14 protein-coding genes are annotated in these 16,377 nt (G+C 54.5%); all 14 read right to left on the bottom strand.

What is annotated here, in order from left to right; translation table 11 throughout:
* Nucleotides 1-40 precede the first annotated feature (40 nt).
* The 14 genes from ACO2Q8_RS26355 to ACO2Q8_RS26290 all read right to left on the bottom strand — a co-directional run bounded on the left by ACO2Q8_RS26355 (nucleotide 41) and on the right by ACO2Q8_RS26290 (nucleotide 16,257).
* Nucleotides 41-769: an esterase family protein gene (locus ACO2Q8_RS26355; protein WP_423347884.1), complete on the bottom strand. Its 729-nt coding sequence runs from the start codon at nucleotides 767-769 to the stop codon at nucleotides 41-43.
* A 72-nt stretch (nucleotides 770-841) separates the two neighbouring features.
* The gene (locus ACO2Q8_RS26350; RefSeq protein WP_423347883.1) at nucleotides 842-1,435 is read right to left on the bottom strand and encodes an SGNH/GDSL hydrolase family protein; all 594 of its coding nucleotides are present in this window, start codon (nucleotides 1,433-1,435) and stop codon (nucleotides 842-844) included.
* A 128-nt stretch (nucleotides 1,436-1,563) separates the two neighbouring features.
* Nucleotides 1,564-3,522, bottom strand: a complete 1,959-nt coding sequence (locus tag ACO2Q8_RS26345) for a KUP/HAK/KT family potassium transporter (protein WP_423347882.1) — start codon at nucleotides 3,520-3,522, stop codon at nucleotides 1,564-1,566.
* 324 nt (nucleotides 3,523-3,846) lie between these two features.
* Entirely contained in the window at nucleotides 3,847-5,586 is a 1,740-nt protein-coding gene (locus ACO2Q8_RS26340; protein ID WP_423347881.1) for an ATP-binding protein, read from the bottom strand.
* Nucleotides 5,583-6,710, bottom strand: a complete 1,128-nt coding sequence (locus ACO2Q8_RS26335) for a sensor protein KdpD (protein ID WP_423347880.1) — start codon at nucleotides 6,708-6,710, stop codon at nucleotides 5,583-5,585. The genes ACO2Q8_RS26340 and ACO2Q8_RS26335 overlap by 4 nt, the downstream gene beginning before the upstream one ends.
* Nucleotides 6,711-6,789: 79 nt before the next feature.
* A complete protein-coding gene (locus ACO2Q8_RS26330; RefSeq protein WP_423347879.1) occupies nucleotides 6,790-7,917 on the bottom strand; it encodes a porin in 1,128 nt (375 codons plus the stop codon).
* A 101-nt stretch (nucleotides 7,918-8,018) separates the two neighbouring features.
* Nucleotides 8,019-8,588 carry a K(+)-transporting ATPase subunit C gene (locus tag ACO2Q8_RS26325; protein WP_423347878.1) on the bottom strand — a complete coding sequence of 190 codons (570 nt, stop codon included), beginning with the start codon at nucleotides 8,586-8,588 and terminating at the stop codon, nucleotides 8,019-8,021.
* A gap of 70 nt (nucleotides 8,589-8,658) precedes the next feature.
* Nucleotides 8,659-10,740, bottom strand: a complete 2,082-nt coding sequence (gene kdpB, locus ACO2Q8_RS26320; RefSeq protein WP_423347877.1) for a potassium-transporting ATPase subunit KdpB — start codon at nucleotides 10,738-10,740, stop codon at nucleotides 8,659-8,661.
* Nucleotides 10,741-10,795: 55 nt separating this feature from the next.
* Entirely contained in the window at nucleotides 10,796-12,511 is a 1,716-nt protein-coding gene (kdpA, locus tag ACO2Q8_RS26315) for a potassium-transporting ATPase subunit KdpA (RefSeq protein ID WP_423347876.1), read from the bottom strand.
* Nucleotides 12,512-12,524: 13 nt separating this feature from the next.
* Nucleotides 12,525-12,605 (bottom strand): potassium-transporting ATPase subunit F, encoded by an 81-nt coding sequence (locus ACO2Q8_RS26310; protein ID WP_119667659.1) that lies wholly within the window; start codon nucleotides 12,603-12,605, stop codon nucleotides 12,525-12,527.
* Between the two features lie 407 nt (nucleotides 12,606-13,012).
* The gene (locus ACO2Q8_RS26305) at nucleotides 13,013-13,354 is read right to left on the bottom strand and encodes an L-rhamnose mutarotase (protein ID WP_423347875.1); all 342 of its coding nucleotides are present in this window, start codon (nucleotides 13,352-13,354) and stop codon (nucleotides 13,013-13,015) included.
* 79 nt (nucleotides 13,355-13,433) lie between these two features.
* Nucleotides 13,434-14,270, bottom strand: a complete 837-nt coding sequence (locus ACO2Q8_RS26300; protein ID WP_423347874.1) for a TIM barrel protein — start codon at nucleotides 14,268-14,270, stop codon at nucleotides 13,434-13,436.
* A 3-nt stretch (nucleotides 14,271-14,273) separates the two neighbouring features.
* Complete coding sequence (locus tag ACO2Q8_RS26295; protein ID WP_423347873.1) at nucleotides 14,274-15,308, bottom strand: zinc-binding alcohol dehydrogenase family protein; 1,035 nt, start codon at nucleotides 15,306-15,308, stop codon at nucleotides 14,274-14,276.
* A complete protein-coding gene (locus ACO2Q8_RS26290) occupies nucleotides 15,301-16,257 on the bottom strand; it encodes an aldo/keto reductase (RefSeq protein ID WP_423347872.1) in 957 nt (318 codons plus the stop codon). The genes ACO2Q8_RS26295 and ACO2Q8_RS26290 overlap by 8 nt, the downstream gene beginning before the upstream one ends.
* Between the last annotated feature and the right edge of the window lie 120 nt (nucleotides 16,258-16,377).

Below are 16,377 nucleotides of genomic sequence, written 5' to 3'. Positions count from 1 at the left end.
AAAGATGGCCTGGCTCACACGGACTAAAGTCCGTGGGTACTTACAGGTACACTTTGACCATTTGCTGCCAGTCGTCGGCTTTGTGGGCGCGGCCCTCCCAGACGTAGAGGTTGTGCGGAATATGCTTTTCGGTCAGGGAATAACTCAGGGCCCGGTTGTTGTCGAGAAACGGGTCTTCCTGGCCGACGGCGAGCAGAATGTGCATCCGGCGCAGCAAGGCCAGCGTTTCGTCGTCGTGCAGGTTGGGCAGAAAATGCGTCGGCGTGTTGTAATAGATCGTATCGTCGTAGTAGGTATCGAACAGGCCCCGGAAACAGTCGACCGGGGTCGACAGGTCGTAGCGCCCACTCAGGGCCACCACTTTGCCAAACCACTGCGGGTGCCGGAGGGCAATGTTGACGGCGTGAAAAGCGCCAAAGCTACAGCCGAGCGCAATCATGAACGGCTGCGGGTTTTTCAGGCGGGTAAAGGGCAGCACTTCATCGAGCACATACTGCTCGAATTGCAGATGCCGGGTGATGCGCTCCTGCGGGGGAATCCAGCGGCTGTACAACCCCTCGGCATCGACGCTATCGACGCAGAAAAGTTGCAGGTTGCCGCTGTTGACCTTGTCGGCGACGGCATCGACCAGCCCGAACCCTTCAAAATCGAAAAACCGCCCCCGTCGGGTGGGAAATACGAGCACCCGTGCTCCGGTTTGCCCGAAGACCAGCAGCTCCATGTCACGGTTCAGGTGATGGCTAAACCACTTGTGATATTCACGATGCATACAGCCCTGCTATTCTTCAGCAATTTGCACACTTTTCTGTTACCCTGTATGCCTCATCAATTAAAGGATTTGTTAAAAAATTCCCGTATGTTGTAACAAAACCTCCTGCCAAAGCGTGTATCCTTTGCGGCTTAAATGCAAGCCGTCGTGTTCAAACAGGTCTCGCCGGGGCTTGCCGCCCAGATCCAGCATGGGCGTAAACACATCCACGAACTGATAGCCGGGCAACTCCTCAATTTTCTGTCGGATCAGGTGGTTGGTAAACCGGATACGGTCGACGATGTGCCAGCGGGCCGGACTCGGTTTGATGGCAACGTACGAAAACGGCATCTGCGGCAGGTAGAGCTGCATCTTGGCGACCAGAGCACAGAAAAACAGGTAGACTTCTTCGGCATGACGCCCATCGCCCAGGTCGTTGTCACCGGCGTAAAAAACCAGGGAACGGGGCTGGGCCGGGACCACCAGCCGCTCGAAAAACCAGCTACAGGCCGCCAGCGTCGACCCGCCAAACCCGATGTTCAGCACCGGTTTTCCGGAAAAATCCTGTTCCAGCGTCGTCCAGAGCCGAATGGACGAACTGCCGTAAAAAACCGTATTTTCGGCTGGTTGCGGGAGGTTGTGAATCTTTTTTTCGAGTTGCCGAACTTCTTCTTCGTACCAGATCATGGCGGGGTTTAGGACTTATTCAATGGTAAAACCGTACCCACGGACTTTAGTCCGTGTTTTGGGAGCTAGCTACCTGAGTTTATTAGCATAAAACAAAACACGGACTAAAGTCCGTGGGTACGGGGACATTACACCCGTGTCAAATTGCCATCAATGCGTTTGAGTTTAATATTTTCGACCGGCCGGATCACCAGCGGTACTTTTTCAATCTTGACCGAACTCGTATCCAGCCCAAACCAGCGGTCTTCCGAGGTGGTAAACCGTTTGACAAAAAAGTACAGATTCATAATCAACTGCTCCATCCAGGGCAGGTCGTTTTCATAAGACAAAAACTTTTCGAGTACCACAAACCGGAAATCGCCGATGACGTTCTGACGGCCCAGCGATTCGTACCGGCTCGTAATATCCACCTCCTTGTTTTTCACCAGGTCTTCAATGACTTTCCGGAAAAACAGGTTAATGCGCTGTTCGACCCGGAAGCCCAGCCGGAACGTGATTTTGTAAATATCATCCGGGGCAATGGTGTTCACTTTGTATTCCATCGTGTACGGATCATCGGTGGTGTCGACGTGGACAAACCAGAAAATGTCCGCCCGCTTCGGCCGTTTCTGGAAAATGGAGTAAATAATTTTCGACTCGATTTCCGACTGTCGGGCGGCATTGCTCATAAACACCAGGTGCGTGGCATATTTCGGAATGCTGATATCCCGGCTCAGTTCCTTGAGCGGTTGCAGGTAATGATCGATCCGAACGTATTCGGTCAGCCGCAGTTTGATGTAAAACGCCCGCAACCAGGTGTACATCACGGCAGCAATCGAGGCCCCGATGAAAAGCGACACCCAGCCACCGTGCTGAAACTTGATGAGATTGGCCACCAAAAACGCCCCTTCCAGCCCCACGTAGACCACCAGAAACAGGACCACGCCCCAGGCCTTGTACCGATGGCTGTAGAGGTAATAGGTCATCAGGATGGTGGTCATCAACATCGTCAGCGTGATGGCCAATCCGTAAGCGGCTTCCATGTTCGAGGATTCCCGGAAGTACAGCACCACCCCGACGCACCCGATCCACAGCAACAGGTTGATGCTGGGCACGTAAAGTTGCCCTTTTTTAACCGACGGATACCGCAGTACTACTTTGGGCCACAGGTTGAGCCGGATGGCTTCGCTGATGAGCGTGAACGAACCCGTTATCAATGCCTGGCTGGCAATGACCGTCGCGGCCGTGGCGATGGCAATGCCGGCCATCAGAAACCAGTCGGGCATGAGAGCATAAAACGGTTTGTGATCCCCCAGCGACTGGCCTTCCATCGTCAGTAGCCAGGCCCCCTGCCCAAAGTAATTCAGGAGCAAACACGTTTTGACGAAAACCCAGCTCACGCGGATGTTGCCCCGTCCGCAATGGCCCAGGTCGGAGTAAAGCGCTTCTGCTCCGGTGGTACAGAGAAAGACGGAGCCTAACAGCCAGAAACCGCCCGGAAACTCGGTCAGTAGCCACCAGGCATGATAGGGGTTGATCGCCGTCAGAATCTCAGGATCATCGACAATGTGCATCACGCCCAGCGTGCCCAGCATGATAAACCAGAGCAGCATGATCGGCCCGAATGCCGTACCGACCACACTGGTTCCCAATGCCTGAATCAGGAAGAGCACGGTCAGAATACCAATCACAATCGGCACCGTCGGGATGTGCGGGTAAATCAACTCCAGCCCTTCGATGGCCGACGAAACAGAAACCGGGGGCGTAATGATGCCGTCGGCCAGCAGAGCACTGCCGCCAATGATGGCGGGCACGGTGAGCCAATTGGCATGTCGTCGAACCAGCGCATAAAGGGCAAAAATACCGCCTTCGCCCCGGTTATCCGCCCGTAAAATCAGAATGACGTACTTGACAGTGGTCTGGAGGGTCAGCGTCCAGAAAATGCAGGAAATGGCTCCTTTGACGACATCGGCCTGAATGGCTTGAGAAGGGCCGATAATGGCTGAGAGAACATACAGCGGGGACGTACCGATGTCCCCAAAAATAATGCCCATGGCCACCAGCAAACCGGCTGCGGTGACTTTATCCAGGTGCTGTTTATTTTCCATGCGTGGAATCTATTCGGGTGAATAGCTATGGGTATAATTTGGAAATATAGCGATAAAGTTGACCTATTTTTAGAAAACACCCGTATAAGCTCCCTTAAACCGGATTTCGGCTCAATTGTACATGAATTTGCTTGATTTTAAAATACCAGGCAACGGACAAACGTGCCCCTCCAGCCGTCTGACCTTTTCACGGAAAAGGCCAATAGGCGTTGGGGCACAATCAACCTCAACCCATCAGGGAAGGTATTGTTCCGAAGGAATGAAGAGGAAGTTATTTTTGGGGAAGATCAACCCGCATTTGCTGGTGGGCGTGACGAAATTTCGTCAGGCAATCGCCAGCCGGAAGTAAAAAGCCGCCCCCGGTTCCACGTCGTCTTTCAGGCCGATTTCTCCACCCATCGACTGGATAAACTCTTTGGAGATGGCCAGGCCCAGGCCCGTCCCACCCGCCTGCCCGTTCGGACCAGGGGCACGAAAATACCGGTCAAAAACCCGGGGGCGGTGTTCCGGCCGCAGACCGGGACCGAAATCCCGTACCGTAAACTCCACCTGCTGGCCCACCGGCCGGGCCGAAATACGGACGACGTTTTCTTCGGGGCTGTGTCGGATGGCATTCGACAGCAAATTGACCAACACCCAGGTAGCTTTATCCGGATCGGCTTTGATGGCGGGCAAACCCGCCAGACCGGAAATCTCAAACCGCACGTGTCGCTGGTTGGCGGCTACTTCCATCGCTTTCGTCGCGTAATGCACCAGGTCCACCGGATTCACGGCCTTGATCGTCAGCTGAATCTGGCCCGATTCCACCTGCGCCAGATTCAACAGTTCACCCGTGATGTTCAGCAACCGGTCGGCGTCGTTCCGGACGTGATTAACCAACTCTTTTTGTTCCTCATTCAAAGCCCCCACCCGCTCGTCGTCCAGCAGTTTCAGACTCATTTTGATGGCGGCAATGGGCGTTTTCAACTCGTGCGAAACCGTGGCAATGAAGTTGGTTTTGGCCAGATCCCGTTCCTGGTAGGCGGTTATATTTTCCAGAACAATAACCCAACCGGCGGCCACCGGTTTTTCTTCCCCGGTGCGCGTCAGCGTCACCACGTGCGTCTGGCGGTTGAAGTAACTTTCTTTTCCTTCATCGTAGATTTTCAGCAACTTCCGATCGACGTCCGCTTCGGGGGCGGTTTCAGTCAGGTGTTGAATCAACGTCCGGAGCAAATCGTTGGTCAGGGCCACATCCGGCGCATACTGCCCAACCACCTCGGCTTCGTCGACTCCCAGCAACCGGCAGGCTACCGGATTGACAAACCGGATGTTCTTCTTCTCATCGAGCCCAATGATGCCGTTGTCCATCAACTGAATGAGCGTATCGATGCGTTTTTTCTCGAACAGCACATCGGCCAGTTTGGTGTGTTCGTATTCATCGAGTTTGTGGGCCATCGAGTTAAAGGCCCGCGCCAGTTCGCCGAACTCGTCGTTCGACCGAAAGTGAAGTCGTTCTTCAAAGTTGCGGCTGGCTACTTCCTGGATGCCCCGCGTCAGCTCCCGGAGCGGATTGGCGATGTAGCCCGGAAAATTGATGATAAAGGAGAAAAGAATCAGGAAGCAAACCGTGCCCGTAACGGCCAGCCAGATCAGCGCGTCCTTCGCCGTTCGTTCGGCAACGTCGTTTTTCCGAAACATCGCCTGCTGGTTGATATCGCTCAGTTGCAGGAGGTTTTGCTGAATCCGGGCCAGAGTCAGCGAGTCGCTACGGTTTTCCGACTTGAGCCGGTCAAAATCCAGGCGCACAGCGTCGGTCAGGTCTTTCTCGCCTTCTTCCGTCAGGTTCGCTTCCTGCTGACGCAGGGCGGTTTCGAACGTTTCCAGGGCATTCGGATCAGTATTTCGGGTCAGCAACGCCTTTTGCATGCGTCCCACAAACTGCAACGAAGTGTAGTTATCTTTCAGAATCGCCCGCGTATCGTCCGAAAGCTGGTTCAGGTAATAGATTCCCGATCCGCCCAGCAACAACAGAACGGCAAACAGAAAGACCAGGGCCAGCGCTATTTTTAATTTAATTGTCATGACAGAATAACCAGGTCAATATCCGACTCCGATAAGGTATTCAGCAACTGGTTGAAGGCATTGGTGCGCCAAATGACCTGGAGCAGGTTAAAATGCGGTTTACCAATGCAAACGGTCGTAATCTTGCGCTTCCCGCATTCATCCACCAGGGCGTTAAAGATACTCTTGTTTTTCACCTGAATCACCTCCGCTCCGAGCTCCGTCGCCAATTTCAGGTTGTTGATCAAATGCCGTTGCACATCCAGTTTAATGCGGTTCGAACCTTCGGCGGGCGTCTGCACGTACAGCACAAACCAGCGGGCCTGGTAATAAGCCGCCAGCCGGGCGGTTTTGCGGATGACGCGCCGGGCCACCACGTGGTTGCTGCTGATCGACGCCATCAGTCGTTCGTGCTTAAACTGGGTATTGACCGGCAGCATCGTCTCCACTTTCCGCTCCACCGCCGTGGCGACTTCCTTGAGCGCCAATTCGCGCAATTGCAGAATTTTGTCGGCCTGAAAAAAGTTGCGCAGGGCCGTTTCGACCTTGCCTGGTTCGTATATCTTCCCTTCTTTCAGGCGCGTAATCAGCTCATCGGCGGGCAAATCGATATTGACTACCTCATCGGCCATCTGCAAAATCCGGTCGGGCACGCGCTCGGTGACCTCAATACCGGTAATGTCGTGCACCTCATCGTACAGGCTTTCAATGTGCTGAATATTGACGGCACTGACTACGTTGATGCCCGCGTCGAGGATTTCAACCACATCCTGCCAACGCTTTTCGTTTTTAGACCCCGGCAGGTTGGTGTGGGCTAGTTCATCCACAATGACCAGTTCCGGGTGCGTGTTCAAAATGGTCTGCAAATCCATTTCCTCCAGTTCACGGCCCTTATAAAATAGTTTCCGGCGCGGAATCATCGGCAACCCCTCAATCAAAGCATGGGTTTCGGCCCGGTTGTGGGTTTCCACAAAACCGATCTTCACGTCGATGCCTCCGCGGAGCAGGGCGTGGGCCTCCTGTAACATGCGGTAGGTTTTGCCAACGCCTGCGCTCATCCCAATGTAAATCTTGAACTTTCCCCGGCGTGATTCCTGGATGAGTCGGAGGAATTGGTCAGCGGTATGATCACGGTTGGTGTCCATGTTTTGTTGAGACAAAAGATGAGAGACAAGAGAAGTGAGATAAAGGAGTTAAATTTTAAGCCGACAATCTCTTGTCTATCTAAAAACTAACCGCCAGTGAGGTGGTCAGTGCCTGGTTGGTCCGGCGGGCGGGTGTCGCTGCGGTTTCGGTGAAAATCGCGTCTTTGCTCCTGAAAACCCGGTATTCGATTCGCCAGACTGCCGACGGCAAAATGGCGTAATCGTAGTTGACAGAATAGCCCCAGGTCCGAAAACCGTTGGCGCGGCCCGTCGTTCCGGTTCCGGTACTGATGACGACGCCATTCCGGTCGTCGTAATACTCCACCCGCCCGGCCAGCGCGTTTTTCGAACTGATAGCATATTGAGCAATGACGACCGACGAATACCATACGTAACTTCCTTTGCCGACACGCTGCCCGGCGCCGAGCAGCGGTTTTCGGTCGGCCCCGATGTCGAAGCCCAGCGTCAGACCAAACTTCCCGGTCGGATTAATGATCGCGTAAAAATTGTTGAAAAACCGGTTTTGTTTCAACGAATCCGGTCGGTCGGCACCTAGAAACGTACTCCAGTTCAGGGTTAGTTTTGAACTCGGTTTATACTGCACCTGCGTACTGAAAGCCGGTTTGGTATACCCCGGCAACCGATTGATGCGCTGCCAGCCGTTCAGCACCGATCCTAAAACCGTCCATTTACCATTGGGCGAATTGTACGTTACTTTGGCCCCGGCCAGATAATATGGTGAATTCTCAGCCAGCATGCTGCGGGTCAGTGTCCAGCAATCTTTCGAAATGGCGCTTTCAAACCCGATGTGCGACGAGAAAACCCCGGCATCGAGCCACAGATCCTGGTTTTTGGAGAGTTTCACCCCGGCATTTGCTTCGAAAATATTCCGCAACAGGGGCTGTTCGGCGGCATAATTGTACTGTGCATACGTCCCAACCTGAATGGCCAGATTCGCCCGCACCCGTTCGCTCGAATAGGCGGCTTTCAAAAACGCCAGATTCACATTCACCTCGCGGTTTCGCTTGTGGTTATAGATAAAACCGGGTCGTTCGGAAGCTTTCGGGTGGTTGAGATCCTGGACGTAATAGAGTTCGGCGTAGCCGGAAACGGTTAGTTTGGAAACAGAGGACGAATCGGTTTGGCCGAATAGACAATTACTTAAAACCGTGCTTAATACGGCAGTCAGTATTGAAACGTTCTTCATAACTATACACAGCTTTTTACGTACCCACGGACTTTAGTCCGTGTGAGCTAGAATTACCTTTAAGTTGGTATCAACTATTGGATTAGGTAGACTCACACGGACTAAAGTCCGTGGGTACGATCTAACTCGATGTTCAGACGCAGGACATTTACTTTGGCGGGGCCGAATAATCCCAGCAACGGGCCTTCCGTGTGCGCATCCACCAGTTGGTTCAACCGCTCGGCGGAAATACCCCGGATTTTGGCAATGCGGTTGATCTGGATTTTGGCCGCTGCGGGCGACAAATCGGGGTCCAGACCGCTGCCGGAGGCCGTCACCAGCTCGGAAGGAATTTGTTCCTTCGTTACACCAGGATTATGCACCAAGAAGGTGTCAATCCTGGCCTGCACGGTTTTCAGGTAATCGGGGTTAGTGAGCCCTTTGTTTGACCCACCTGACCCAGCTGCGTTGTAATCCACAGCCGACGGACGGCTGTTGAAATAGCGGTCTTCCGTAAAGGATTGCCCGACTCGTTTGTAGCCGACCACTTTACCGTTTACCGTGACGGTTTCGCCCTTGCCCCCGCCGGGAGCGAACGTAGCGATACCCGCTACGACGAGTGGATAGATGACAGAAAGCAACACCAGCAGGACGATCGTTAATCGAATGGCTGGTCCAATATGCGTTTTCATAGTTTTAGTCACTGGTCAATGGTCGTCAGTCATTCGTTAATCTCCGCGCTAGTGACTGACGACTAAATATTTACACAAACAATCCTACAATCAAGTCAAGTAACTTAATACCAACAAACGGCGCTACCAGACCGCCAAGACCGTAAATAAACAGGTTTCGGCGCAGTAAGGCAGAGGCTCCAATGGGCTTGTATTCTACCCCACGCAGGGCCAGCGGAATCAGCACCGGTATGATGATCGCGTTGAAGATGACCGCCGACAGGATCGCCGACTCGGGGCTGTTCAACCGCATGATATTCAGGCTTTGCAGCGCCGGAATCGAGCTGATGAACAGGGCCGGAACGATGGCAAAATACTTCGCAACGTCGTTGGCTATCGAGAAGGTGGTCAGCGTACCTCGGGTGATCAGCAACTGCTTGCCAATCTCAACCACCTCAATCAGTTTGGTCGGGTCGTTGTCGAGGTCCACCATGTTACCGGCCTCCTTGGCCGCCTGCGTACCACTGTTCATGGCCACACCTACGTCGGCCTGGGCCAGCGCGGGTGCGTCGTTGGTACCATCGCCCATCATGGCAACGAGCTTACCACCGGTCTGTTCGTGCCGAATGTAGTTCATTTTGTCTTCCGGCTTGGCCTCGGCAATGAAATCATCAACTCCGGCTTTTTCAGCGATAAACTTGGCTGTCAGCGGGTTGTCGCCCGTTACCATCACCGTTTTTACACCCATCCGGCGCAGCCGCTGGAATCGTTCCTGAATACCCGGTTTGATAATATCCTGCAACTCAACAACGCCTTTCACGATGTCGTTTTCGGCCACTACCAGCGGAGTCCCCCCGTTGGCAGCAATCTCCTTCGCCTTCTTGTCCGTTTCGACCGGAAACACATTGCCCGCCCGCTCGACCATCGCCCGGATAGAGTCAACCGCCCCTTTGCGAATGCGGATTACGTCGGTGGTCTGGGCATTCCCGTTCAGACGGGTTGGCAGGTCAATACCACTCGACCGCGTCTCGGCCGTGAACTTGATGAGCGTCGCTCCCTCAATGGACAGCGACCGCGTAACGTCCGCTCCTGCCAACTCTACAATTGACTTACCTTCCGGTGTTTCATCGGCCAATGAACTCAGCGCACTCGCCCGTACCATATCGGTCTGGTTGATGCCCGGAGCCGGATAGAAGTTGGTCGCCTTTCGGTTACCGATCGTGATCGTACCCGTTTTGTCGAGCAGCAGCGTATCGATGTCGCCCGCCGTTTCGACGGCCCGACCTGACTTGGCGATAACATTGGCCCGGAGCGCCCGGTCCATCCCCGCGATACCGATGGCTGACAGCAGTCCGCCGATGGTTGTCGGAATCAGACAGACGAACAGCGAAATCAGGGCCGCGATGGTGATGGATGTGTTGGCGTACTCGGCGAACGGCTGTAGCGTAACGCAGACGATGATAAAAATCAGCGTAAAGCCTGCCAGCAGAATCGTCAGGGCGATCTCGTTCGGCGTTTTCTGCCGACTGGCCCCTTCCACCAGCGCAATCATCTTGTCTAAGAACGATTCGCCTGGCTGGGTCGTCACCAGCACCTTGATTTTGTCGGAAAGCACTTTCGTACCACCCGTTACCGACGAACGGTCACCGCCCGCTTCCCGGATGACCGGCGCGGATTCCCCCGTGATGGCCGATTCGTCGATGGTAGCTAAACCCTCGATGATTTCGCCGTCCGACGGAATGATATCGCCCGTTTCGCAGACGAAGACATCGCCTTTCTTGAGCCGCGACGACGGAATGACTTCGATTTCATCGAGTTTCATCTGGCCCACCGGGCGAATCACCTTAGCCGGCGTTTCCTCCCGCGTTTTGCGGAGCGATTCGGCCTGGGCTTTCCCCCGCGCTTCGGCAATTGCCTCAGCGAAGTTGGCGAACAGAATAGTAATGAATAAAACCAGGGTAATGATGATGTTGTACCCCAGTGACCCCTGCGTTGTATCACCCGACAGCGCAATGTAAATGGTCACCAGGAGCATCACCACCGTACCGATTTCGACGGTGAACATGACCGGATTTTTGATCAGGACCGCCGGGTTGAGTTTCGTGAATGACTCCCGTATGGCCGTTCCAACGAGCTCGCGCTGGAAGAGCGAAGGAGAAGATTGCTTTGCCATTTTTTTATTCGTTGTGTTCGATACCTGCCTCAGAATGGACAACGTATCGAATCAATTATTTTAAAGAGAAGTATTCGGCCAGCGGCCCCAGGGCCAGCGCCGGGAAGAACGATAGGGCCGCGATGATGAAGATAACGGCGAACGTCACCAGACCAAACGTACCCGTATCCGTAGGCAGCGTACCCGATGACTCCGGCACGTACTTTTTCTGCGCCAGCAGACCCGCAATCGCCACCGGCCCGACAATGGGCAGGTAACGACCCAGAATCAGCACCAGACCACAGGTGAAGTTCCAGAAGAAGTTGTTGTCGCCCAGGCCTTCGAAGCCGGAACCGTTGTTGGCCGCCGATGAGGTGTATTCGTACAGCATCTCCGAGAACCCGTGGAAGCTGGGGTTGTTCAGCCAGTTACCCGGCTTCACTGCCCAGTCCGCATCCGGCATGTTCACCAGCGTGTACGACGATATGGCCGTAAACACCAGAATCAGGAACGGGTGCAGAATGGCGATCAGCGATGCGATTTTCATCTCCCGCGCTTCAACCTTGCGGCCCAGGAACTCCGGCGTCCGGCCGACCATCAGTCCCGAGATGAACACGGCGACGATCAGGAACACGAAGAAGTTCAGAAAGCCGACCCCGACCCCACCGTAGAAGGCGTTGATCATCATGTCGAGCATTTGCATAGCGCCCGAGATCGGCGTCATCGAATCGTGCATGGCGTTAACGGACCCGTTCGAGGTAGCCGTTGTCGTGATGCCCCAGTAGGCCGATGCTGCAGCGCCCAGCCTGATTTCTTTACCTTCCATACTGCCCAGCGGCTGTGATACGCCAAGCTGCGAAATGGCCGGGTTACCGCTTATCTCCGCAAAGAGCGACGGAAAAAAGAGGAGCATGAAGCCGATCGTCATTACGCCGTAGATGACCAGCGCCAGCCGACGTCGGTTAATATAATACCCCAGCGCAAACACCAGCGCAATCGGAATAAGGATAATCGAAATGTCTTCGACCATGTTGGTCAGGTAGTTCGGGTTTTCCAGCGGGTGCGCCGAGTTCACGCCGAACCAGCCACCACCGTTGGTACCCAACTGCTTGATAGCGATCATCCCAGCCGCCGGACCGCGCGAAACCCCAACCGTATCGCCCTGAAGCGTCACGATGGAATCCTTTCCTTCGTAGCTGGCGGGTGTGCCATTGAAGGCGAGAATAAGCGCCACCACCAGCGACAGCGGCAACAGAATGCGCGTAATCGACTTGACGAAATACACGTAGAAATTGCCTAGCTTATCGGTTACCTCCGTGCGTAGCGCGTTGAACACCAGCACCATAGCTGCCATGCCTGTAGCCGCCGTAACAAATTGAAAAAACATAATCACCGCCGTCTGGGTCAGGTACGTCAGGCCCGACTCGCCGGAATAGTGCTGCAGGTTGCAGTTAACAAGGAAGCTAATCGCCGTGTTGAACGCCAGATCCGGCGTCTGCGATGGGTTACCATCAGGGTTCAGCGGCAAGCTGCCCTGAAACAACAGCATGAAGAATCCGTATACGAACCAAAGCAGGTTGATCGTGACCAAGGCCACGAGGTTTTCCTTCCAGTTCATCTGCCGGTTGGGGTCAACTCCCCCCAATCGGTAAATCAGTCGCTCCAGTGGAGCCATAAAATCAAAGGCGTTTGGGTCGCCTTTGTACACCTTGGCAATGAACTTGCCGAGCGGAATTGCCAGCAGCACCGTAAGGGCGTACATGGCGATCACGCCCATTCCATCCGTAAACATAGTGGTAGGTAGGTTAAAACTTTTCGGGTCTGACCAGCACGTAAAACATGTAGCCAAAAACCAGAAGCGAGACAATAAAAAGTAGCGTTAGCATGGTTATCAGATTTTTTCGAACCATTCGATGGCTTTGTAAAAAACGGCGAAGCAGATCAGGGCCGTACCGGCGAGCAGAAGCAGTTCCATTGTCTTGGTCTGTTAGTGATACCTACTCAATGGCAAAAAGAAGTCCGAACGTGGCAGACGAAAGCTAGAATTCTGATAATCAGACTTCTAAATTCAAAAATAATTTTAACAGGAAGCGAAGCGGAGAAAAACCGTATCAAAACGGCAGGGTGCTTTTTCCAGAATGGAAGGGTCGGAGACTATTGGAGGAGAAAAACAAAATATAGATAGGAACACGGCCGGGTCGCCGTTGCGATCGGACAGATTTAACCGATCAAAAACAGATTTATCTGTTTCAATCCGTTACCTCCGTCCAATCCGTGTTCCTATCCCAAAATACTACTTTTCAAACTGGAAAATCTGGTCCATTCGCACCCACTTCTGGCCCGGTTTGGCCCAGGGCAACGGATGCTGAAACTTCCACATAAGCTCTTCCCACCGCTGCACGTGCTCGTTGACGGCATCCATTTCGGCCTTCTTTTCAAAGGTGAAATCGTCGTCGGTTTCCAGAATCATCACCATCCGGTTGCCGGTGCGGTAAATCTGCAAATCGAGCACTCCGGCGGCCAGGTCATTCGCCCGGACTTCCGGCCAACCGTGGCCCGGCGCGTGCCATTGTTCGTATTCAGCAATCAGATCCGGGTCGTCGATCAGGTCGAGGGCAAGGCAAAATCGTTGCATATTGTTGGGGTTTGCGTACCCACGGACTTTAGTCCGTGTGAGTTGATATGACCAATTAGATAAAATAAACTCACACGGACTAAAGTCCGTGGGTACGGGTACGGGGTTTAAAATACTGATTAAAAGCATGAATCGTCTGCCCGGCAGCCTGGTCGGGGTCGGGCCAGGGGAAGGCTTCGGCTGAGATAAAACCGGTGTAGTCGATCTCCCGCAAAGCCGCTACCACTCCGTTCAGTTCGGTATGTCCGAAGCCGATTGGTCGGCGGTTGCTGTCGGCGAAATGAACGTGACCAAGGTGCGAGCCCGCCCGCCGGATGCTGTCGGCTAGCGACGCTTCCTCGATATTCATGTGAAACAAATCGGCCAGTAACACCACGTTTTCGGTATCCAGCGACCGGATCAATTGAACACCGGTTTCGAGCTGGTTGATCAGGTTGGTTTCGTAGCGGTTCAGCGGTTCGTAAATCAGCCGGACACCGAGCGCTTCGGCCTGCTTCCCGAGTGTATTCAGCCCCTCGGCCAGCCATTCCAGCGCCTGTTCTTTCTCGACGCCCGGCACCGCATTCCCCTGCATGGAACCGATGATGGCCGGAGCCCCGAACAGCGCGCCGAACGCTATCATGTCGGCAATGAATTCCACCGCCTGCACCCGCACTTCCGGATCAGAATCAGTCAGCGTCAGGCCCCGAATCACTTTCCCAGCCCCGGTGCCCACCGCTGCCAGCCGCAGACCATACTCCCCGAGCAAGCTCGACAGCCGGTCGGGCTCGACAGCATCGGCCGAGGCCGTAAATAATTCAACCCCATCGAAGCCCAGGGCGGCTGCTTTCGCCAGGCTGGCCTGGAGGTCGTGCCAGTAAATCCACGGCCCGGTTTTGATTTCTGGCACCAGAGCAATTGTTACGGCGGATTTCATGCGTCAGGAAAGGGAATCAAAATCGACCATTATTTTCGTAATCGGCCCCGGATTCGCCGACCAGTCGGCCAGCGCGGCTCCCGATTCGTCCAGCGACACCACCCGGCTGATGACGGCATCGACCGGGAATCGACCGGCTTCCAGGTACTGAATGACATCCGGAAAATCGCCCAGGCAATTGCGCGATCCCAGGATTTCAATCTCTTTCCGGACAAAGGTGCCGGTGTTGTAATCGACCGGTTTTTTGGCGTACCCGATGTAGACCACGCGCCCGGTATAGGCCACTTCTTCCACGGCGGCCCGGTAGGTTATCGGGTTGCCAACGGCTTCGATGATCACATCGGGGCCGTCGCCGTCGGTGATCTCCAGCAGGGTTTCGTGCAAATCCTGCTTCGTGGTGTTGATGGTGTGGGCCGCACCCGCCAGCCGGGCCGTGTGCATTTTGGCATCATCAATGTCGATGGCAATGACCTCGGCTCCGCGATGCACGGCCGAGGCTACCGCGCCCATGCCGACAATCCCGCAACCGATCACGGCTACCTTCTCGCCTGCCGACACCCGACCGCGCGCAGCCGCGTGGAAACCGACCGTCAGCGGTTCGACCAGGGCCAGTTCCCGGACCGATAACCTGGAAGACGCATGTAATTTCTGCCACGGCACGCTGATAAACCGGGTCATGGCACCCGGCCGCCGGACGCCCATCGTTTTGTTGTCCTGGCAGGCATTCGGGCGACCTTTCCGGCACGACAGACAATGACCGCAGTTCAGGTACGGGTTCAGCGTCACCCGCATCCCCGGCTGAAAATCGGCCGGAACGTCGGCCCCGGTTTCCAGTACCGTCGCGCCGACTTCGTGGCCCAGCACATTCGGGTATTCCTGCAATTCAAACAGTCCGCGAAAACCGTTCAGATCCCCTCCGCAAAAACCGACTTTGTTGACCTGCAACAATACTTCGTCGGGTTGGGGCGTCGGTATAGCAATCTCGCGAACCTCGGTTTTTCCGGGTTCGACCAGCACCAGGGCGGGTTGTTTAGTCATGGTGAATGCTTGCTTTCGGAAGGTTGTTTTCCGGTTTTCCCTCAAACCAGAACTGGTTTTTGACTGGAGCAACCAAGGTATGAATGCGTTGAAGCAACTCGCCGGGAATCTGAATGTCGAGTGCCCGAACGTTCTGTTCAAGCTGCCGTTGTTCGTTCATGCCGACAATCGTGGTCGCAATGACGGGATGACCGACGGCATATTTCAGGGCTACATCGCTCAGCGCCAGGTCGTATTCGCGGCAAAGCGCAATCAGTTTCGGCTGTAACTCTTTCACCGCCTGCGGAGAACTTTGCCAGACCGGAATGGGCGCTTCCGAGAGAATCCGCTGCATGAGCGGGGCCGCATTCAGGAGTCCGAATCCTTTTTCGAGCGAAAGCGGCACCAGTTCGTCGTTGATTTCGTCGGCCAGCAGCGTGTAGTGGCCCCACGACAACACCGTATCGACATCCACCTCGCGCGCGACTTTTGCCAGGTAGCGAACCGGCAAACCCGAAAAACCGATGTAGCGCGCCTTGCCTATTTCCCTGATTTTCAGAGCCGCCGGAATCGCTTCGTTGACTACCTGCTCGTGGTCGCCGAACTCGATGTCGTGGACGGTCAGCAGGTCGACGTAATCGGTTTGCAGCCGTTCGAGCGATTCGTCGATGCTGCGCATGATTCGATCGTGCGAAAAATCGAAAACACCGTTGCCGTAGCGTCCGCATTTGGTGGCCAGATAAACGGAATCGCGTTTGGTTTTCAGCGCTTTACCCAGCCGGGTTTCGGCCAGGGTGTCGCCGTAGAATGGGGCAACATCGAAAAAGTTAATGCCCTGGTCAATGGCGGCATGCACTGCCCGGATGCCTTCTTCTTCGTTGGTTTCGTCAAACACATTGCCCAGGGGCGACGCTCCGAAGCTCAGGAGCGAGACGTTCAGGTCGGTTTTACCTAATTTCCGATACTCCATGAATTGCCGTTCAGAATCCGGTTTCTGTTATAGATGGTTTTCCGGTCCATACCAATGTAAGTATTTCGCTGTTTTTTTCTACTAACATCGTCGTTAAAACCGCGCTGAAAAGTGAGACCG

Source organism: Larkinella sp. VNQ87 (assembly GCF_049445795.1).
GTDB lineage: Bacteria > Bacteroidota > Bacteroidia > Cytophagales > Spirosomataceae > Larkinella.
The sequence above is the reverse complement of the archived record's forward strand: the minus strand, read 5'-3'. Positions and strand labels throughout refer to the sequence as shown.

Excerpts from the sequence above, each read along its gene's own strand:
- ACO2Q8_RS26355 (WP_423347884.1), bottom strand. The coding sequence starts at position 769 with ATGCATCGTGAATATCACAAGTGGTTTAGCCATCACCTGAACCGTGAC.
- ACO2Q8_RS26350 (WP_423347883.1), bottom strand. The coding sequence starts at position 1,435 with ATGATCTGGTACGAAGAAGAAGTTCGGCAACTCGAAAAAAAGATTCAC.
- ACO2Q8_RS26345 (WP_423347882.1), bottom strand. The coding sequence starts at position 3,522 with ATGGAAAATAAACAGCACCTGGATAAAGTCACCGCAGCCGGTTTGCTG.
- ACO2Q8_RS26340 (WP_423347881.1), bottom strand. The coding sequence starts at position 5,586 with ATGACAATTAAATTAAAAATAGCGCTGGCCCTGGTCTTTCTGTTTGCC.
- ACO2Q8_RS26335 (WP_423347880.1), bottom strand. The coding sequence starts at position 6,710 with ATGGACACCAACCGTGATCATACCGCTGACCAATTCCTCCGACTCATC.
- ACO2Q8_RS26330 (WP_423347879.1), bottom strand. The coding sequence starts at position 7,917 with ATGAAGAACGTTTCAATACTGACTGCCGTATTAAGCACGGTTTTAAGT.
- ACO2Q8_RS26325 (WP_423347878.1), bottom strand. The coding sequence starts at position 8,588 with ATGAAAACGCATATTGGACCAGCCATTCGATTAACGATCGTCCTGCTG.
- kdpB (WP_423347877.1), bottom strand. The coding sequence starts at position 10,740 with ATGGCAAAGCAATCTTCTCCTTCGCTCTTCCAGCGCGAGCTCGTTGGA.
- kdpA (WP_423347876.1), bottom strand. The coding sequence starts at position 12,511 with ATGTTTACGGATGGAATGGGCGTGATCGCCATGTACGCCCTTACGGTG.
- ACO2Q8_RS26310 (WP_119667659.1), bottom strand. The coding sequence starts at position 12,605 with ATGCTAACGCTACTTTTTATTGTCTCGCTTCTGGTTTTTGGCTACATG.
- ACO2Q8_RS26305 (WP_423347875.1), bottom strand. The coding sequence starts at position 13,354 with ATGCAACGATTTTGCCTTGCCCTCGACCTGATCGACGACCCGGATCTG.
- ACO2Q8_RS26300 (WP_423347874.1), bottom strand. The coding sequence starts at position 14,270 with ATGAAATCCGCCGTAACAATTGCTCTGGTGCCAGAAATCAAAACCGGG.
- ACO2Q8_RS26295 (WP_423347873.1), bottom strand. The coding sequence starts at position 15,308 with ATGACTAAACAACCCGCCCTGGTGCTGGTCGAACCCGGAAAAACCGAG.
- ACO2Q8_RS26290 (WP_423347872.1), bottom strand. The coding sequence starts at position 16,257 with ATGGAGTATCGGAAATTAGGTAAAACCGACCTGAACGTCTCGCTCCTG.